The 20,071-nt window shown below is 55.3% G+C and carries 5 protein-coding genes; 3 read left to right on the forward strand and 2 right to left on the reverse strand.

The features are described 5' to 3' along the window. Positions 1–22 precede the first annotated feature (22 nt). Together CMR03_RS04185 and CMR03_RS04190 are read right to left on the reverse strand one after the other, a co-directional pair. A complete protein-coding gene (locus CMR03_RS04185) occupies positions 23–1,378 on the reverse strand; it encodes a TolC family outer membrane protein (RefSeq protein WP_096010869.1) in 1,356 nt (451 codons plus the stop codon). Between the two features lie 620 nt (positions 1,379–1,998). Beyond that, a complete protein-coding gene (locus tag CMR03_RS04190) occupies positions 1,999–14,862 on the reverse strand; it encodes an Ig-like domain-containing protein (RefSeq protein WP_096010870.1) in 12,864 nt (4,287 codons plus the stop codon). A gap of 693 nt (positions 14,863–15,555) precedes the next feature. On the opposite strand from CMR03_RS04190, the gene CMR03_RS04200 reads away from it, so the two are divergent. The 3 genes from CMR03_RS04200 to rcsB are packed head-to-tail and all read left to right on the forward strand — an operon-like array spanning position 15,556 to position 20,041. Beyond that, complete coding sequence (locus tag CMR03_RS04200; RefSeq protein ID WP_096010871.1) at positions 15,556–16,710, forward strand: MFS transporter; 1,155 nt, start codon at positions 15,556–15,558, stop codon at positions 16,708–16,710. Between the two features lie 18 nt (positions 16,711–16,728). After that, positions 16,729–19,389, forward strand: coding sequence for a phosphotransferase RcsD (gene rcsD, locus CMR03_RS04205; RefSeq protein ID WP_063880272.1), 2,661 nt, complete (start codon positions 16,729–16,731; stop codon positions 19,387–19,389). Between the two features lies 1 nt (position 19,390). Then, complete coding sequence (gene rcsB / locus CMR03_RS04210) at positions 19,391–20,041, forward strand: response regulator transcription factor RcsB (protein WP_014605387.1); 651 nt, start codon at positions 19,391–19,393, stop codon at positions 20,039–20,041. The last annotated feature ends 30 nt before the right edge of the window (positions 20,042–20,071 follow it).

Consider the following 20,071-nt stretch of genomic DNA (forward strand, 5'->3'; position numbering starts at 1 on the left):
AACGCCTTTTAAAACGGGTTCGCTATTGCAACGAAGGAAGAAGATCGCCACTGCTTTTTTGACGGTCGATACCCATGATGTCGAGCAGGTTATCAACCGCAGCGGCATAGCGGACGGTGGCATCCCAGCCGTCGTAAAGCGCAGTTATCCGCGCGCTGTCGGCCTGAAAAACATCCTGCTCGACGCTGAGCAGATCATTCAGGCTGCGTTTACTCAGCCGGTATTCATCGGCATAAACGTTGCGTGTATGTTCAGCGCTGGCTAACTGCGCCTCACCCGCCAGTTGACGCTGCTGAGCGCCAATCATGTCGGCGTAAGATGTGGAGGCATTTTGATTAATCGTGAGTTTGGCTTGCTGTACCGCAGCCTGCGCGGCGAGCCTATCGCCTTCTGCTGACTGTGTTTTGGCGTTGACCAGACCGCCCTGATAGAGCGGCGCTTCGACCTGAAGCTGGACTTCATCATCCCAGTATGAGCGAGTGTCATTTTCATAACGTGTCCGACCGGCCTGGACCTTGATGCTGGGCCAGTGCCCCGATTGAGCCTGACGTACCCGCTCCCTGGCGGCTTCCTGCTTGTATTGTGCACTGCGCACCGCAGCACTGCTTTCATAGGCAATTTTGTCCAGGGTAATTTGCTGTTGTAGCAGTGCCTGGGGCAGTTCAGGCAGCGTGGCAGGCACCACGCCGGTCAGGACGGTAAGCTGTGCGTTAGCAGAGCGCAATTGCGCCAGATACTGCTCACGCGTGGCATGCATGGCGGCGATACGTGTTTCGGCCTGCAGGACGTCAGACTGAGAGTTCAGCCCGGCATCCGCGCGCATTTTGGCGATGTCACGCACGTGTTCAAGCGAGGCGATATTGGTCTGCGCGGTAGCGGCCAGCGCCTGGTAGCGTTTGACCTCCAGATAAGACTGCAAGGCCTCTTTAGCGACCTGCGTCATCGCGTCGAATAAACTAAACTGGTAGGCATCCGACAAGGCATGCTGTTCGTCTATTGCGCCATTGGTGCGGCCAAAGTCATACAGCAGTTGGCTCAGCACGATCCCGCCGGAACCATTATTATTCAGGCTGCCAGAGGAGTCGGTTTGATGAGAGCGCCCCGCCGCCCCCTGAAGCGATAGCTGAGGATACCAGGCGCTCTGCGCAGCACTGAGATCGCCTTCACCGATATGAATCTGCGCTGCCGCCTCTGAAATCTTCGGGTTACGTGAGAAGGCGCGTAATATGGAATCTCGCAGCGTTAAAATGGCGACCTGCTCTTCACTCGGTGCCGCTCGCCAGTTAAATTCCGCTTTGGGGAGCGGTGCGGCAAACGCCGCGGGTAATACCACGCCATTCAGGGCGTAAAAAAACAGGGCTAAACGCGCTTTGTTCATTATTCATACCAACAGGTTTTCTTATGATCATTTGAAGACGTCCTGGTGATTTCAGCATACAAAAAAGCAAGGTCACGATGAGCATTACGCATTTTATTGTTAATTTACTTAATGCGTTTAATAGAGACCGCTAAGCGCGAGTTAATATTAATAGTACATATCCCCCAGCGGTTCATTCTAAAAATCACCAATTATCAAATATCTTTACTGAAAGGCGATTTTTTAATCAGTTGCATCCTCCTTTACCAGTTAAGAAAAAATAAACAACAACCTGTTTGAAGAAGTTACAGGGCTTACCATTCTTAAAAGCGGCAATGCAGGATGCCAAAGCGTCAAAAGTAAGGCTGCGGCCAACCCGTCGTATGGATACAGGTAACTGCGCAGAGGTTTCCACGGCCCGCGGGTTTGCGCTATGAGGCCCCCTTTACTCAGACAGGAAGCCTTTACCCGAAACGGCAACGCAAGGCCTGGTGCAGGTTTATAAGCAGGCTGGCCTCCAGCCAGTGCGTCCATTTTGCGCATCGCTCACAGAGCGTGGCGGCCCGCAATTTTGCAGAAAAAAGCAGCGGGTGCTTACGCAACCGCTGCTGTGAGTCACTGCTTAACTACGATGTGGCAATTTAGACGACGTGTACCTGCAGATTGTGCTGGACCAGCACATCCCCAAGCGTGTTGTCATTGGTGAGTGCCGAGTTATGGTAGACCTCATAGGACTGGCCATTCACCATGCGCTCTCCACTGATCTCCCACGTACCGCCCAGGCTGTTAACCAGGGTGACCAGGCTGCCATCTGCCCCTTTAATCATCAGATCATCGCTCTGTTTGTCAGTAATATTCAGTGCCTCGTTGAGATCCAGTTTCACTGAATTCGTCCCGCTCTGACCGAGATCGAGCACTTCAATATTTTCCACTTTCAGACCAAGATCGGTCAGATCCAGCGTCAGATGTTCACCGTTCAGCACCAGCGTATCGGTACCGGCTCCGCCATCAATATGGTTAAAGTGCAGATCGCTTACCGTGACCGTATCAGCACCACTGCTACCGTTGACCGTTGCACCTTCTGACGTCGTGCCATCGGCCAGCGTAATCACCACGCCTCCAATGCTGTAGCTTTCCTCTGCTGGCGTTTGATCTACTGCGGTTTCAGCCACGGCAGCCGCCGCGACAGCCGTATTCTCCTCCGCCGCACTGACCGGCGCGGCCACATCGGCCTCGGTAGTCAGGGTTGAAGCCACATGCACCGTAGGTGTTGCCTGTTCAGTGGACTGCGTGTTGTGATGCGTATCCAGACTGGACGCAGCACTGTCGTCCACCACCGAGAACAGCGCGACGGATTCGGTGGCCGACGTGGTGGCCACCGGCAACACAGCACCTGCCAGCAACGTATTGGTTGTGGTGTAGCTGTTACCGGCCACATCCGTAATGGTGATCTTAGCCAGCGTATTTAAGGACAGCAGCAGTCCACCTACCGACAACAGCGAAGGGCTGAAGTTAGCGGAGTAACGTCCCAGCGCATCCGTCGTGGTATTGATCGTCGGTCCGTTGTTGCCGTTCGCCAGTAGCAAGGTGACGCTGACTTTTGTACCCTGAGCCGCGTTAAGCGAACCCCCTTGCACGGTGAGTCCATTTACCAACGATGACACTACGCTCAGAACGGGGTCCGCGCCCACAAGGGGCTGGTTGTGCGACAGTGCCGTAAAGCTACTTGTGGTCGTGGTGCTGTTACCGCCCACATCGGTGACGGTGATGGCAACAGAATGGCTTCCGTCTGCAATGCCTTTCAGGGTGGCTGACGGCACACTTATTGTCCATGTACCGTTACTGCCTATCGTGGTCGTGAAAATATTACCCGCCACGTTAACGGAAACCTGCCCCCCAACCGCATTACTGCTGGTGCCGCTGATGGTTTCTGCAACATTCGCCTCAGTGATATTCAGATAACCATCACCACCGAAGTAGCTGTTGATGCCCGCCGTTGGCGTAGTCCGGCTGGCGACGCCCAGCGGAGCCGATGCATTGCCCGTGTTACCCACGCCGTTTATCACGCTGGCCGAGATGGTATAGAGCCCATCTGCAATCGCCGCGAGACTGGAAGCAGCGACAGGAATACTCCAGTTTCCATTGCTGCTGACCGTGGTCGTAAAGGTCTGGTTGCCAATCGTCACCTGCACCACCGAACCTTCGGCGTTAGTGGCTGTACCGCTGATGGTCTGGGTAGTTTTAACATCCGCCACGTTCAACGCGTTATCGCCAAACAGCGAGGTAATCGTCAAGGCAGGCGCGGTGTTACTGATGACGCTCAGGCTACCGCTGCCCGTCACAGTATTGCCGTTAACATCCGTGCCGGTCACCGCAACGGCTTTAACGCCATCGCTGATGCCCGTCAAATCGGTTTTTGGCACGCTGATTGTCCAACTGCCGCCGCTGATGACTTTCGTTGAATAGGTGATGCCGTTTAGCGTTGCACTGACTGTCGCCCCCGCAGACAGGTTTGATGTGCCGCTGATGGTCTGGTTAGAAGCCAGATCGGCGGCGCTCAGAATGCCGTCACCAAACACGGTATTGACCGTCAGAGAAGGCTGAGTCAGGGCCAGCTGCACGCCCGCGCTGGTGGACGTAGTATTACCCACAGCATCGGTTACCGAGGCACCCACCGTAAAATTACCGCTGAGCAGGGTTGACAGAATCGCCGGTGAAACCGTTGCCGAGAAGGTGCCATCACTGTTGACCACCGCTGTTAACGTGGTGCTGCCAATCGCCAGCCTTACCGTACTGCCGGCGGCTACGCCGGTTGCGGTGCCGCTAACCGTCTGGGTTATCAGCGACTCGGCAATATTCAGTACGCCATCCCCAAACAGTGGGTTGAGTGTCACTTTAGGTAAATTGTTGATACCTACAATGGCAGAAGCTGAACTGTTGGCGGTATTACCGGCGCTGTCCGTAACGCTGACGCCGACCGTCAAGGTACCGTCCGTCAGGCCCTGGAGCAGCCTTGGCGTCAGTGCCACCGAATAGTTGCCACTGGCGTCGGTTGCCGTGACGATTTGCTGACCACCCACGGTCACCACGACACGAGAACCTGCTTCTGCACCGCTCACGACGCCACCAATGGTCTGCCCCAGCAGCGCATCGGCGGCATTCAGCAAGCCGTCACCAAACAGCGGGCTGATGGTAAGCGTAGGCGCAAGAGTATCCACACGAATACCGGCACTGGTGGAGGCGGTATTTCCTGCTGGATCGGTGACCGTTGCGCTAACGGTGAGATTACCCTGTGCCAGGGTGCCGAGAATATCCGGCGTTACGGTGGCGGTGAAAGCCCCGTTGCTGCCCACTGTTGCCGTTACCTGGCTGTTACCCACATTCAGCGTGACCAGTGAACCTGCAGCAACGTTGTTCACCACGCCGCTAATGGTCTGGCTGGTGGCAATATCGACCAGGTTAAGCACACCATCGCCGAACAGTGACGTCAGGTTGATGGTTGGGGTTTGCGTAAAGATACCGATAGTCGCGCTGTTGCTGGCGACATTGCCAACGGCATCGGTAACGGTAACGCCCAGGGTCAGATTACCATCAAGTAACGACGTCAGATCGCTGGACGGCAGCGTCACGCTCCAGTTACCACCGGCCTGAACCGTGGTGTTATAAGTGTGAGTTCCCAGGATAACGGTCACGCGTGAACCTACCGCCGCGTTCTCAATCACCCCGCCAATCTGTTGATTGACCGCCGCTTCGGCAATGTTCAGCAAATTATCACCGCCAAACAGGCCGGTCAGGTTACCCACTACAGGCACGGCATCGACAATCGCGGTGACCGTTTCGCCAACGCTGCGGGTGTTGCCTGCCGCGTCGGTTAGCGTCACGTTCACAGCCAGTTCACCATCGCTCAGCAAACCCAGGACAGATGGCGGCACGACAATCGCCCATTTACCGTCCTGACCGACAGTGCTGGTCAGCGTGGTGCCGCCAAGCGTAACCGCGACCGTTGCGCCTACACCCGCCGACGTTGCTGTACCGGTAATGGTCTGAGCAACCGTCGTGTCGATCGCGCTCAGCGTGCCATCACCAAACACGGAATCAACCACCAGCGTTAAGGCGGCGTTAACCACCTTGTTCACGGTGATAGTGGCATCCGTTTGATTACCCGCCTGATCGTTGACGCGAACGCCAAACACCAGTGCACCATCATTGAGGCTGGACAGCACCTCCGGTGTTAAATCAATGCTCCAGACGCCGTTAGCGCCAATAACACCTGTCGCGATGGGGGCACCATCTCCGACATACAGAGAAATGGTTTGTCCCTCTTCTGCCCCCGTTGCACTGCCCGTTAACACCTGCCCGACGGCAAGATCGGCGGCATTAACCAGGTTATCGCCGAGGAAGCTATCAATCTCAATCAATGGTGCGGTCGTATCAACGTCAATATTACGGCTGGCGGTACCTGTGTTACCGGCGGCATCGGTCAACTGCGCAGTAATGGTCGTTTCACCGTTGGCCAGTGCCTGCATATCGCTGGCTGGCACGCTGGTGGACCAGGTTCCGTCGCTCTGGACGATCCCTGTGTAGGTTTTACCGTTCAGCGTCACGGTCACCGTGCGGCCCGTTTCGCTGGTGTCTGCTGTACCACTGATCGTCTGACGCGTTGAACTCTCACTGGCGTTAACCACATCATCGCCTGCGAAGCTGTTAATCGTCAGTGTAGGTGCCGTCAGATCGATCTGAACCGTACCGCTGGTGGACACGGTATCCGTTCCGTCGGTGGCGTTGACGGTGATGGTGACAGGTCCGTCAGTGCTCCCGAAATCGCTGACCGGCAGCGTTGCCGTGGTCCAGTTACCGTTAGCGTCGATCGTAGTGCTGTACTCCACCCCGTTGATCACGACGGTGACGACGCCGCTATCCCCCAGGTTTTGCGATGTTCCGCTGACCACAACGCCGCCCGCCTGCTGATCGACCGTACTGATGATATTGTCACCCGACACAGTGCCCAGCGTGACGAGCGGGCCTGGTGGCGGTGTCAGGTCAACCTGTAGCGTCAGATCCTGGGTGACCGGATTACCTGCCAGATCGCTAACGGCAAGCGTTAAGGTGGTGGTCGGTTGTGTAAAGGTGCTCATTTGCTCTGGCGTCAGCGTCAGGCTCCAGGCGCCATTCGCGCCCACGACCGCCGTACCCAGCACGGTGCCGTTATAGGAAACGGTTAACTGTGTGCCGGTTTCCGCGCCCTCAGCGACCCCGGTCAATACCTGAGACTGAATACTCTCGGCGTAATCAAGCGCATTATCACCCGCAAACGTCACCCCGGTGATCGAAGGTGCCGTGGTATCGATCACCAGCGATTCGCTGAGCGTCGTACTGTTTCCGGCGGGATCGGTGACGGTGATGGAAACCGGATAGGTGCCGTCGGTAAAGGCTTCCAGCTGCGCGTTACTCAACGGCAATGTCCAGCTCCCGTCCGCCGCGATCTGGGCATTGAACGTGGTGGTGCCAATGGTCACCACCACCTGTTGCCCGTCACCGGCCTCACCAGTACTGCCCGTCAGAGAGATGCCACTCGTCACGTCAGCGGCGTTGACATAGCCGTCACGTGGCAGCGGATCGACGCTCGGTGCCGGCGGGGTCAGATCGGCGTTAAAGGTAAACTGCGCGGTGGCGGGGTTACCCGTGGCATCCACCACATTCACGGTGACGCTGTGGGGACCCGTGCCAATCGCATTTAATGCATTAGGCGGAATCGTGACGCTCCAGTTGCCATTCGCATCGACCGTCCCAGGATAGCGTGTTCCGTTGAGATCCACGCTGATGCTTACTGCCTGGTTTGCACCGGTGCTGCCGGTCGTACCGGTCAGCGTTACGCCTGCAGCGGCCTCGCTGATGTTCAGCACATTGTCGCCACCAAACTGCAGGTCGGCAAAGGTTGGCACAGGAACGGTGACGGCGGTGACCACATTAAGCGTGGTGCTGTCGGTATTGCCCGCAATATCCGTGGCGGTGACGGTAATCACATGGCTGCCGTTAGGGATCTGCGCCATTTGATCGGGCGTCAGCACCAGTGACCAGCTTCCGTCAGGCTGAACGGTGGCACTGAGCGGCTGATCGTTATTAAAGCCGCTGAGGATGACCGTTACCGTCTGACCATCCCCACTAATGCCTGTCGAACCGGTAAGCGTCTGATTTTGTGCTGCTTCACTGGCATTCAATGCGCCGTCACCGAATGGCAAATTGAGGCTGACATCTGGCAGCGTTTGTATGGCAACCACGATGTTGCTGTTGATGGATGCCGTATTGCCGTTGGTGTCTGTCACGGTCAGCGTGACCGGCCAGTTACCGTCTGGCAGTGACTGCAATAAGGTTGAAGGCAGACCCAGTGACCAGGTCCCATCACCATTGATGGTCGCGGCATAGGCTGTGCCGTTAACCGTTACCGTAACGGATGCTGCATTATCGATATTCAGGTTGCCGCTTAACGTGCCATCGGTTTGCGCTTCGACAGCGTTGATACGACCATCACCAAATGGCGTATTGATCGTCGGCAGCGCAATGGGGGCAGTGGCCGTTATGAAGTCTTGCGTGGCAGTCGCCGAAGTATTTCCGGCACGGTCAGTGGTGGTCACGCTGATCGTGTGCGTTCCATCCGCCAGCCCGGCTATCACGTCTGGCGGCAGACTGGCGCTCCAGTTGCCGTTCGCATCAATGGTCACGTTAAGCGGTGTGCCATCTACGCTGACGCTGACGGTTTGTCCGTCACCAAACGGCGCCGTGCCGGTAATTAACTGCACCGAGGCCGCTTCGCTGGTATTGATGATGTTATCGCCAAACAACGTTGGGGTTATCGTTGGATCGGCCAGTGTCGTCACCAGGATCTCTACACCAGCGCTGACTTCAGCTGGATTCCCTGCTGCATCGTTGGCGGTGACAACCACCTGCGTTGCACCATCTGGCAATACGTCCAGCGCGCCCGGTGCCAGCGTTAAGGTCCAGGCACCGTTGGTGCCGACCGCCGTATTAAACGTCTGATCGCCGATCGTCACCGTGATCGGGGTGCCCTCTGGCAGATTGGTGGCATTGCCGCTGAGTGTAAGCTCGCCCGCCGCATCAGCCTGACTGACAAGCCCATCACCAAACGGCGTATCCAGCGTCAGCTCAGGCAATGTGCGGAAGGCCACATCCAGCGTGGTGCTGTTATTGGTCGTGATATTACCGTTGACGTCCGTGGCGGTAATGGTGAACGTCTGGCGTCCATCATTAAGTTGCTGCAAATCCGCAGCCGGGATCGCCAGTGACCAGGCGCCGTTACCGTCTGCAAGGGTGGTATAAGTGATCTGATTCAGCACGACGGTAATCTGCGCGCCCGGATCGCTGTTGCCATTGACGGTTAAATCCTGCAACGACTCCGCCTGGTTAAGTGACGCGCCTGCGCTCAGGTTGATATCGCTCAATACCGGCAGGGTCGTATCAACAGACACATTGTGATTGGTCAGGGCCGTATTGCCTGCCACATCATCCGCCGTGATGACAAAGGTTTGTTGTGAACCAGAAGGCAGGCCACTCAGGGCTGAAGACGGCACTGACACCGTCCAGTTGCCGCTGGCATCCACCGAACCGGTATAGCCGACGCCGTTCAGCGTGACGGTCACTACCGTTCCTTGCGCCAGATGCGTACTGCCGCCGCTCACGTCAAGGTCCGAACCCGCTTCGATTGCGTTAATAATGTCATCATTGGCGACCACGTCCACACTCAGCGTCGGCTGGGCCGCGTCACTGGCGATGACATTCAGGGTTACGTTGCTGCTGGTCGGGTTGCCTGCAGCGTCGGTGGCGCTGACGACGACGCTCAGCTGTCCGTCAGGTAATGCACTCACATCCGCCTGCGGGACGGTAATTGTCCAGCGGCCATCATTCTGCACTTCACCCGTATAATTCTGACCATTCAGCGAGACAGTTACCACCTGACCCGCCGTCAGATTAGTACTGCCGCCGCTGATGGTTAACTCTGCAGCCGCTTCAACCCGGTTAACATAATTATCATCGCTGATGGCATCAACGGTCAGTACAGGCAATGCCGCGCTGTCTGCAACGCGCGTCAGCGTCTGGGTTAACGCCGTCTGGTTGCCTGCGGCATCCGTCAGCGTAATGTCCAGCTGATAGGTGCCATCCGGCAAGCCCTGCATCACGCTGGCTGGAATCTCAAGACGCCAGGTGCCGTCCGACAAAACCAGCGTTTGATAGGTTTCACCCTGCAGTGTCACCGTCACCGTTTGCCCTGCATCGGCCAGCGATGCGGTGCCGGTAATCGGAATATTTTGCTGGATTTCCAGCGCGTTAATCTGGTTATCACCGGTAACAGGATTAAGGCTGAGTTCAGGTGGTGTGAAGTCGACCGTGACCGACGTGCTCAGGCTGCCGCTATTGCTGCCCGTGGCATCACTGACGTTGACGACGACCGTATTCGCGCCTTCAGGCAGTGCCTGCAAGACTGCGCTGCTAAGCGTGACCGTCCAGTTACCCTGTGCATCCACCGTTGCCGCATAGTCATTACCGCCCAGTGTGATGGTCACAATCTGGCCCGCACCGGTGAGACCGGTCGTGCCCGTGAGCGTTTGTTCGCTGGCCGCCTCGACCTGACTGATATAATCATCGGCAAATGGCGTATTAATGCTTATCGCTAAGGTTCCCGTCGCGACCGTAATATCACGGGTTTCTGTAAAACTGTTGCCCGCCGCATCGCTGACGGTCACCGCCAGGGTATAGCTTCCCGCCGCAACATCGGCAAGGGCACCCGCGGGCAGAGTAAAGCTCCAGTTGCCGTTCGCATCGACCGTGGTATTCCACACCTGGTTATTGAGGGTGATGGTCACCACCTGGCCTTCACCGGCGTCACTGCTGCCGCTGAGCACGATGGGCGCGGTGCTTTCTGAAGCGTCAACGATATTATCCCCGGCGACCGGGTCCAGCGTCAGGTTTGGTGGCGTGAGATCAACGTTAACATTACCGTCTACCTCACGGCTGTTACCCGCGGCGTCAGTGACCGTAACCCTGTAGTTGGCGCTGCCTTCATTCAGTGTAGTTAAGGCATCGGCAGGAATACTCACACGCCAGTTACCATTGCCGTCTACCGTACCGTTATAAACATTGCCGCCCAGTGAAACACTGACGGTCTGACCCACACCGCTTACGCCCGTGGTTCCGCTCAGCTGTTGTGTGCTGGAAATATCAGCGGCATTGAGGGTGCCGTCACCGAATGCCGTAATCACGACAGGATTAGGCAGGTTGTTGATCGCAACGTTTAAGGTGCCTGAGCTGCTCAGGGCGGCACCCGTCGTGTCCGTCGCTGTCACCGTCAACGTGGCAGGACCATCCGCCAGGCTCGCCAGCGCAGCAGCCGGGATGATCACGCTCCATGTACCGCCAGCGGAGACCACGGCGTTATAGGTGACATTATTAAACTGCAGCGTGACGGTGCTGTCTGGTGCCACATTGACGGTGGTTCCCGTGATGATTAACGGCTCACCGGCTTCGCTGGCATTCAGGAAGTTATCACCGCTTATGGTATCCAGCGCCACGCCAGATGCATTGCTGTTAACCGTGAGAGCAAGATCCGCTGTCGTGGTATTTCCTGCTGCATCGCTGACGGCAACCGTGTAGGTGGCACTGCCATCCGCCAGGGACGACAGAACGGTAGCTGGCACCGTCAGCCGCCATGTTCCATCTGCCTGAACGGTACCGCTAAACACATCGCTACCCACGGTCAGTGTCACCACCTGCCCGGCCTCGACGTTCGTCGTGGTACCCGACAGTTCCTGATTAACCTGGCGTTCCGCCCCATCAATCAGATTGTCACCGGCAAAAGCATTCAGCGTGAGTGTGGGTAATGAAGCCGCATCTGCCTTGACCGTCAGGTTGCTGGTATCGGTCGTGACATTGCCCGCCGGATCGGTGGCGGTAATGGTTAAAGGATAATTGCCGTTGGTCAGCCCATTGAACGCAGCAGGCGGTACTTCCAGCGTCCAGCTACCGTCTGGATTGGCGGTGGTGCTGACCGTTGTGCCGTTAATATTCGCCACGATAATGGCATTGCCTTCGCTGTTACCGCTCAAGACCAGTGGCTGTTGAAGTTCAGCAGCATTGAGAACGCCATCACCAGACGGCGTAGCCACCGTCAGCGCTGGCGGTAAGGTATCTACTGTGACATTGCCGGACGCATTGCTGGTGTTACCGGCAATGTCGGTAACGGTCACTGTATAAGGCACCGTTCCCTGGGGTAAGGCGGTGAGCACGCCAGAAGGAATATTGACCTGCCAGTTACCGGCGTTATCGACGATACCGGTGTAGTTGACGCCATTAAGACTGACGACAACACGCTGCCCTTCTCCGGTTACACCACTGTTGCCGGTGATAAAACCGCCCGCTGCCGCTTCACTGGCATTCAGTACGCCATCAACAAAGGCATCACCCGGTGTGGCAACCGGCACGTCCGTCGCCACGACATTAATATCTGAGGTACTGGTCGCCAGCGTATTGCCGTCAGCGTCAGTGATGGTGGTCGTCACCGGAAGTGCACCGTTGGGTAATCCCACGAGGCTGCCGGCCGGCAGCGTAACCGTCCAGTTGCCATCCGCACCCACCGTACCGGTGTAGTTCGTGCCGTTAACGTTGACGTTAACAATGCTGCCCGCCGGAATATTGCTGGTGCTGCCGCTAAGCACCACCTCGCTTGCCACGTCATCGGCATTGAGATAGTTGTTGTTGCCTGCAGGAGCCAGAGCAACGCTGCTTCCCGTTGCGTCAACCACAAAGTTAAGCTCAGTGCTGGTCGTGTTACCTGCGGCATTCACCACGGTGACGGTCAGGGCCTGATTACCCTCATTCAGGGTTGCCAGTGCGGCTGGCGGTATACTGATGCTCCAGTTTCCGCTTGCCTCAACGGTGCCGCTGTAAGTGACACCGTTAATGGTTACGGTGACTTGCTGGCCGGCCTCTACGTTAGTCGATGTGCCGGTAAGGGTTTGAGGGAGTTTTTGCTCTGACCCATCCAGCACACCGTTGCCAGCAAAAGTCCCGCTGTCAACGCTCAGCGTGGGTTGCACTTCTGGTGCTGTGGCGACATTCAGCTCGCTGGTGTAGGTCGTCTGGCTGCCATTCGCGTTGGTGATGGTCACGGTAAAAGGATTATTACCCGAAGGCAACGCAGCCAGATCGGACTGATCGATGCGTAACGACCAGCGCCCATTAGTCGTGACAAACGTGCGATAGAACCGGCCATTGAGTGACATGGTGACCTGATCGCCATTCTGACCGGTACCGCTCAATACCAGCGGTTGCGTCAAATCGCTTACGCTGAGCGTATTATCGCCGCCCACGGGGTCCACGCCCAATGAGGGTGGCAGCGTATCAATAGTTACGGTGCTGGTCTGGGTAACCACGTTTCCGGCCTGATCGATTGCGCTAACGATCAGTGAATTGTTACCCTGGGGCAGCACAGCAAGATCGCCCGCGGGTAGCGTCACGCTCCAGCTGCCGTCGCTGTTAACCGGAACATCGTAGGTTTTGCCACCCAACTGAACCTGGACCTGTTGCCCGGCACCGGTAATCCCGGTACTGCCGCTCAGCACCTGATCGCTGGCGGTGTCCAGGTTGTTAATCACCCCATCGCTCACCGATCCGGCATCCAGGGTAATGGCTGGCAGGGTCGTAGCCTGCAACGTAACGTCTGCAGTATCGGATAACAGATTACCGTTGGCGTCTACCGTACTGACGGTGATCTGCTTCAGCCCATCGCTTACCCCGTTAAACGCGGTTGACGGAATGGTGACGGACCAGAGACCATTCGCATCTACCGTTCCGTTGTAATTAACGCCATTAAAATTGACCGCAACCTGCTGCCCTGGCGAACCACCCGCGATCGACCCTTTTACGGTTAATCCTTGTCCTGCTTCAAGGGCATTGAGGAAGCCATCACCGCCCAGTGGCTGCGATATGGTCAATGTACCAGGCGTACCCGTTGCCGGTTCGACGGTAATGGATTCATTATTGGTTGCACTGGCGCCTGCACTATTGCTGACGCTGACGTCAATGGTGGTGGAACCGGCTGCCAGCGCCCCGAGCGCTGCGGATGGCACCGTTACGCTCCAGTTGCCGTCTGGCCCGACAGTGGTGTTGTACGTCTGCCCGCCCAGCGTTACGGTGACGGTCCGCCCCGCCTCGACGTTGGTGGTGGTGCCCGATACCAGCTGATCGCTGGCCTTCTCGGCGTTATCCAGTACGTTGTCACCGGCGAAGTTGTCTACCGTGATGGTCGGTGGGCCCGGTGGTGTAACCGGGGCATCCACCGTAACGACCTGCTCTGCGCTGGCGGTAGTGCCTGCCGCATTGCTGACGGTGACGTTAAGCGTGGTGGTGCCTGCCGCCAGCGCGGTCAGCGCCGCCGACGGCACCGTCACGCTCCAGCTGCCGTCTGGCCCGACGGTGGTGGTGTACGTCTGCCCGCCCAGCGTCACGGTAACGGTCTGGCCCGCCTCGACGTTGGTGGTGGTGCCCGACACCGGCTGATTGCTGGCCTTCTCGGTATTATCAAGAACGTTGTCACCGGCAAACGGATCAACGGTCAGCGTCGGTGCGCCCGGCGTGGTAACCGGAGCATCCACCGTCACAACCTGCTCTGCACTGGCGGTAGTGCCCGCCGCATTGCTGACGGTGACGTTAAGCGTGGTGGTGCCCGCCGCCAGCGCGGTCAGCGCCGCCGACGGCACCGTCACGCTCCAGCTGCCGTCTGGCCCGACGGTGGTGGTGTACGTCTGCCCGCCCAGCGTTACGGTGACGGTCTGCCCCGCCTCGACGTTGGTGGTGGTGCCCGACACCGGCTGATCGCTGGCCTTCTCGGTATTGTTCAGTACGTTGTCACCGGCAAACGGATTAACGCTAAGGGAAGGTGTATTGGGTGTGCCTGGCGTTCCCGGTGTACCTGGAGTTCCTGGCGTAGCCGCGTTGTCTTCTCCGCCACCACCACCACCGCCACGGCGGGTGCCGAGTGCAGCGCCCGCAAGACCCAGCAAGCCGACACCACTCGCCGTCATCAGGCCGGTGGAAATATTGCTGTTATCTGCCAGCAGAAGCGGCTCCACGCTATCCAGCGACTCATAGCTGGGCGTCACGGTTGTCGTGGCTAAATCGGTTGCACCAGCCGTGGTGGGAAAGAGCGCATGATCGGGCGGGTTCACGCCATCGTCAAAGACAAGTTCACTGTGATCGCCTGCGGCATCATCCAGGAAGAATTTTTTGTAGCGAACAGAACTTCCGTCACGCATCTGGACGATTAAATCGTCGCCCTGACGCTGGTATTGTACGACGGCCTCACGTGTCCCGTTGATGCGTACAACGCTGGGTTCACTGAGCGTAATCGTTTGTGTTATGCCGCCGTTGACCTGAGACGTGAGCGTACCATTTGCACGAGAAATGATATCGACGCGACTTTGAGTGAGTTCTGCCATCTTGACCTTGCTCCACCAGAATATCTAATTAGCTGAAATGTAAAACCATAAAAATAAGTTATGATTTCACATTGACGTTTTTTCATGCTGTGTATCAGAAAACGTTTCAGTCTGGTGTGGGCAGTGCGAGAAAAAGACACAGAAAACCGACCATGTCCTAAGCATTTACTTTATTTTTTAAAATTCTTGTTAACCGATGTTCATAAACAGCAACACCATGCAATCAATAGTTAACTTATCGCGTTTAAAAATCAATCATAAGATGCAGTTTTATTTATGAATTAATCAAAATAACATTAGCCATATTTGTGATTAATCAGCAGAGCACAGGGTGGGAAAGATGATCTCCCATGTCAAAACATTGCTAAATGTTTCCAGTAAATAGCAAAAGTGACGGAAAAGACTCTCTTTTTTGGGTTCTTTGCTTTCTGCCAGATACTCAAATTCAGCTAAGCTATTCACCTTGCGAATTTGTGATGAAGATCGTCCTGGAAAGGGAGCTGTTTTGGGTTTATTCGCGGGCTTTGCCAGGAAAGTTCTGGAAAACACATCCATCAGGATAAAAGTCGGTACACTGGCTTTTCTCATGACCTGTTACAGCAGGCCGGTTAACCTGTTAAACCTGTGTTCTCACAGCGTTTTACAGGAAATTGATGCTACACTTTTCTGCTTTGCTACTGATGAATTAGAGCCATGACAGCACTGGATGCCGCAAAATCAAGCCAATCTGACAGCCGCCTGAGCGGGGGCACCCGTACTATTTTTTTGATCAACGGATTGGGGATGTCTGCCTGGGCTCCGTTGGTGCCCTATGCACGCGATCGATTGCACTTAGATGGCGCCTCATTGGGTGCGCTTTTGCTGTGTCTGGGAATTGGCTCACTCCTTGCCATGCCGGTGACCGGCACCTTAGTGGCGCGCTTTGGCTGCCGCAGAGTGATCGTCTGTTCGACGTTAGTGGTGTTATTCATGATGCCGCTGCTCGCCACAGTGCAAACACATTTGTTAATGGCAGCAACATTGATGCTGTTTGGTGCCGGACTGGGCATGCTGGACGTCGCCATGAACTATCAGGCGGTAGAAGTGGAAAAAGCATCCGGCAGACCGATGATGTCGGGCTTCCATGCTTTTTTTAGCCTGGGCGGTATTCTGGGTGCCGGTGCGGTTAGCCTGCTGTTAAGCCTGACGTTTACCCCGTTAATAGCCGTGTTAATCATTATGGCCGTGATGGGGGTACTGTTGCTCTGGCGTCTGCCAACCTATATGAATCAGCGCTTACATCAGCCCGATCAGTCGTGGCTGGTGATTCCGCGTGGACGCGTCGCCTTTCTGGGCATGCTGTGTTTTATTCTGTTTTTAGCGGAAGGAGCCGTGCTCGACTGGGGCGCACTTCTGCTGTTACAAAACCCCTCAATGACAACGGCGCATGCCGGGCTGGGCTATGCCCTGTTTTCCGTCGCCATGACGATTGGACGTTTTAGCGGCGATAAAATCATTCACCGCGTTGGCCGCTACCCGGTCATGTTGATGGGCGCGCTGGCGGCGGCTTCAGGCATGACCTTAGCCGTGCTCCTGCCCTGGCCAGAAGCCTCACTGCTGGCTTTCTTACTGGTGGGTTTTGGTTTATCGAACACCGTGCCCATGTTATTTAATTCGGCAGGTAATCAGCATGATATGCCGGCGAACCTGGCGATTTCTGCCATGACAACGTTGGGATATGCAGGTATTCTTTCTGGTCCGGCGTTGATCGGGTTCATTTCTCAATGGATTAGCCTTAGCGGTGCATTTTTGCTTATTGCACTGTTATTGTTAGCTGTGGCTGTCAGTGCGCGCAACGTTGCGCGATAATTCAGGTATCTGAGCGCTATGTTGTATAAGTTTCCGCTGACATCCGGTAATGTCACTCGCTTTTTTATCGTATTTAATCTGGTGCTGTTACTGGCGCTGGGCTTTATGGTGCAAAATTCCGTCAATGCCTGGTTGACGGATAAACGTTATGCCATGGCGGATATGGCGCGTGATATTCAAAAACGCATTGATGCCTATCGCTTTGTGACCTGGCAGATCTATGAAAACCTGTCGACCAGCGCCGCCGGATCGACACCCGCCACGAATTTACAAGAGACGCGCCTGCGTCCGGATGTCTACTATCTGGAAAAAACCCGACGCAAAACCGAAGCGCTGATTTTCGGTTCGCATGACAGCAGCACGCTGGATATGTCGATGCGGATGTCCAGTTACCTGGATACGTTATGGGGTGCAGAAACGCCGACATGGTCAATGTATTTTTTAAATGGTCAGGACAACAGCCTGATCATGATTTCCACCCTGCCCCTGAAAGACATGACCACGCGCTACAAAGAGAACGCCATCAGTTCTCTGGTTGAGGCACGGCGTGCAGAAATGCTGCAACAGGCTAATGCGCTGGATGAGCGTGAAAGCTTTTCACCGCTGCGTCATCTCGCTTTCCAGAATGACCACTATTTTACCCTGCGTACGACGTTCAATCAGCCGGGCCATCTGGCCACCGTGGTGGCATTTGATTTACCTGTTAATGACTTGATTCCACTCAATATGCCGGTGGAAAACTTCCAGCTGCGTCAGGATGCTCCGCTGAATAACAGCGCCAGCAGCAACCAGGAAGATGTCGAAACCACGCAGGTTTCGTTGGTCAGTCACAATATCGAAATAGCCGCAACGCTCCCGAGCACATCGTTACAGCTGGTCTATCAGGTGCCCTTCTTACGCCTGTTGCTCGACAGCGCGCATAATTTGATGTGGCCGTTGCTGATTAACCTGGTGCTGTTCTTGCTGTCACTTGGCGGAATGTTGTTGTTACGTCAACAGTCTCTGCGCCCGAGTGAAAACCAGAGCGCCGAGCTGGATTCGCTCCGTGTGCTCAATCAGGAGATTGTCGCCAGTTTACCGGTTGGTTTGCTGGTCTATGACTTCGCCAGCAATCGCACCTTATTAAGCAATAAAATCGCTGAGCATCTTTTGCCTCACCTTAATTTGCAGAAGATCATCAATATGTCCGATCAGCATCAGGGCGTACTGCAAGCCACGATTAACAATGAGGTGTATGAAATCCGCCACGCGCGCAGCGTCTTATCACCGCATACTCAGCTGTTTATGATGCGCGATCAGGATCGTGAGCTACTGGTGAATAAGAAGCTGCAGAAAGCGCAACAGGTGTTAGATCGTAACCACCAGATGCGTCAGCAGTTGCTCCATCACCTTGGTCACGCGTTAAACCAGCCGCTGGAAAAGATCGTTTCGCAGCTGGTTCACCTGAGCCAGCGTGAGAACGACGAGAGCGTGCTGGATATTCTGGATGAGAGTCAGTCACTGGCCCGCCTGGTTGACGATATCGTGCTGCTCAATCGCCTTGAAGCGCATGACTGGTCCCCGGATGCCTCGGTGTTTAACCTGCAGGAACTGCTGGACGAGATCACTCTGGAAAGTCTGCCGCTGCTGCGTCGCAAGGGATTATCGCTCGTGGTGAATAATCATCAGGCGAATGATGAAATGCGGTTTGGCGATCGCCGTGCCCTGCGCAAAGTGCTGACGACGCTGATGCATTATGCCTTGATCACGACGCGCTGGGGCAAGATAACGCTCGAAGTGAAAACGGCGGAGCACCATCCCGACCGCCTTTATATCGAGCTGGTGGACACCGGTGCCGGACTCACCGTGGATGAACTGGCGAATGTCGACTTCCCGTTCCTGGGCGATACCAGCCAGGATCGTTATGGTCAGGCTTCCGGGATGGCGTTTTTCCTGTGTAAACAGCTGTGTAAGCAGATGGGCGGCAGTCTGGAAATCGTCGCCAAAGCGGATATTGGCACTCGCTATAATATTCAGCTTCCGCTTACGCTTGAAGAAAAGCGCGAAGAGGATGAAGAGAAAATCCTCGAAGGGATTACCGCCCTGGTGGAGATCGCGGTTGAAGACGTCCACAAGATCGTCTGTCGCCATCTGGAGAACTGGGGCGCACGCTGCCTGACGCCAGATGAACGCATCTCAGGCCAGGATCATGATGTACAAATTACTGACGACCCCAGCAAATTATGTGGCTGGGCTTTATTGCTGGCGGAAGATGAACCCGGCCATCATGCTTTAAACGATCAACAGTATCGCGTCAATTTCAATCTCAGCAATGCACTACTTGATGCATTACTGGCACTGATTGAGAAGCAATTGTCCCACGATGTGATGGAGGATGACACCGACGATGACGCCAGCACGCCACTGTTAAGTGGTGGCTATTTCCAGCTGTTTACTGAGACAGTACCGGATGATGTAAAGAGATTGTATACTGAGTCAGCGATATCAGATTATGCCTCGCTTGCTCAGACAGCTCATCGCCTTAAAGGCGTGTTTGCTATGCTCAATTTGACACCGGGCAAACAGCTTTGTGAAGAGTTAGAACACCACATTAAAGTGTGTGACGATTCAAACATTACAAATACCACCAGTAATATTGACGCTTATGTCAATCAACTGCTGCAGCAAGGTAACCAATAAGATGAATAACTTGAATGTAATTATTGCGGATGATCACCCAATTGTTCTTTTCGGTATCCGAAAATCTCTGGAACAAATTGAGTGGGTTAACGTTGTAGGCGAATTTGAAGATTCAACGGCGCTGATCAACAACCTGTCCAAGCTTGATGCGAATGTTCTGATCACCGACCTCTCCATGCCAGGTGAAAAGTATGGTGACGGTATTACGCTGATTAAATATATCAAACGTCACTATCCCGACCTGTCCATTATTGTTCTTACCATGAACAATAACCCGGCGATTCTGAGCTCGGTACTGGATCTGGATATTGAAGGGATCGTACTGAAACAGGGTGCGCCAACCGATCTGCCAAAAGCGCTGGCAGCCCTGCAGAAAGGCAAGAAATATACGCCAGAAAGCGTGGCTAAACTGCTGGAGAAAATCAGTGCGGGCGGTTATGGCGACAAACGTTTGTCGCCAAAAGAGAGCGAAGTATTGCGCCTCTTTGCTGAAGGTTTCCTGGTCACAGAAATTGCCAAGAAGCTGAACCGCAGTATTAAAACCATCAGTAGCCAGAAAAAATCAGCCATGATGAAGTTGGGTGTGGATAACGATATCGCCCTGCTCAACTACCTGTCATCGGTCAGTGCGACCCAAATCGATAAAGATTAAGTCTGCAGGCGGTGCGTTTACGCACCGCCT

Source organism: Pantoea allii (assembly GCF_002307475.1).
Lineage (GTDB): Bacteria > Pseudomonadota > Gammaproteobacteria > Enterobacterales > Enterobacteriaceae > Pantoea > Pantoea allii.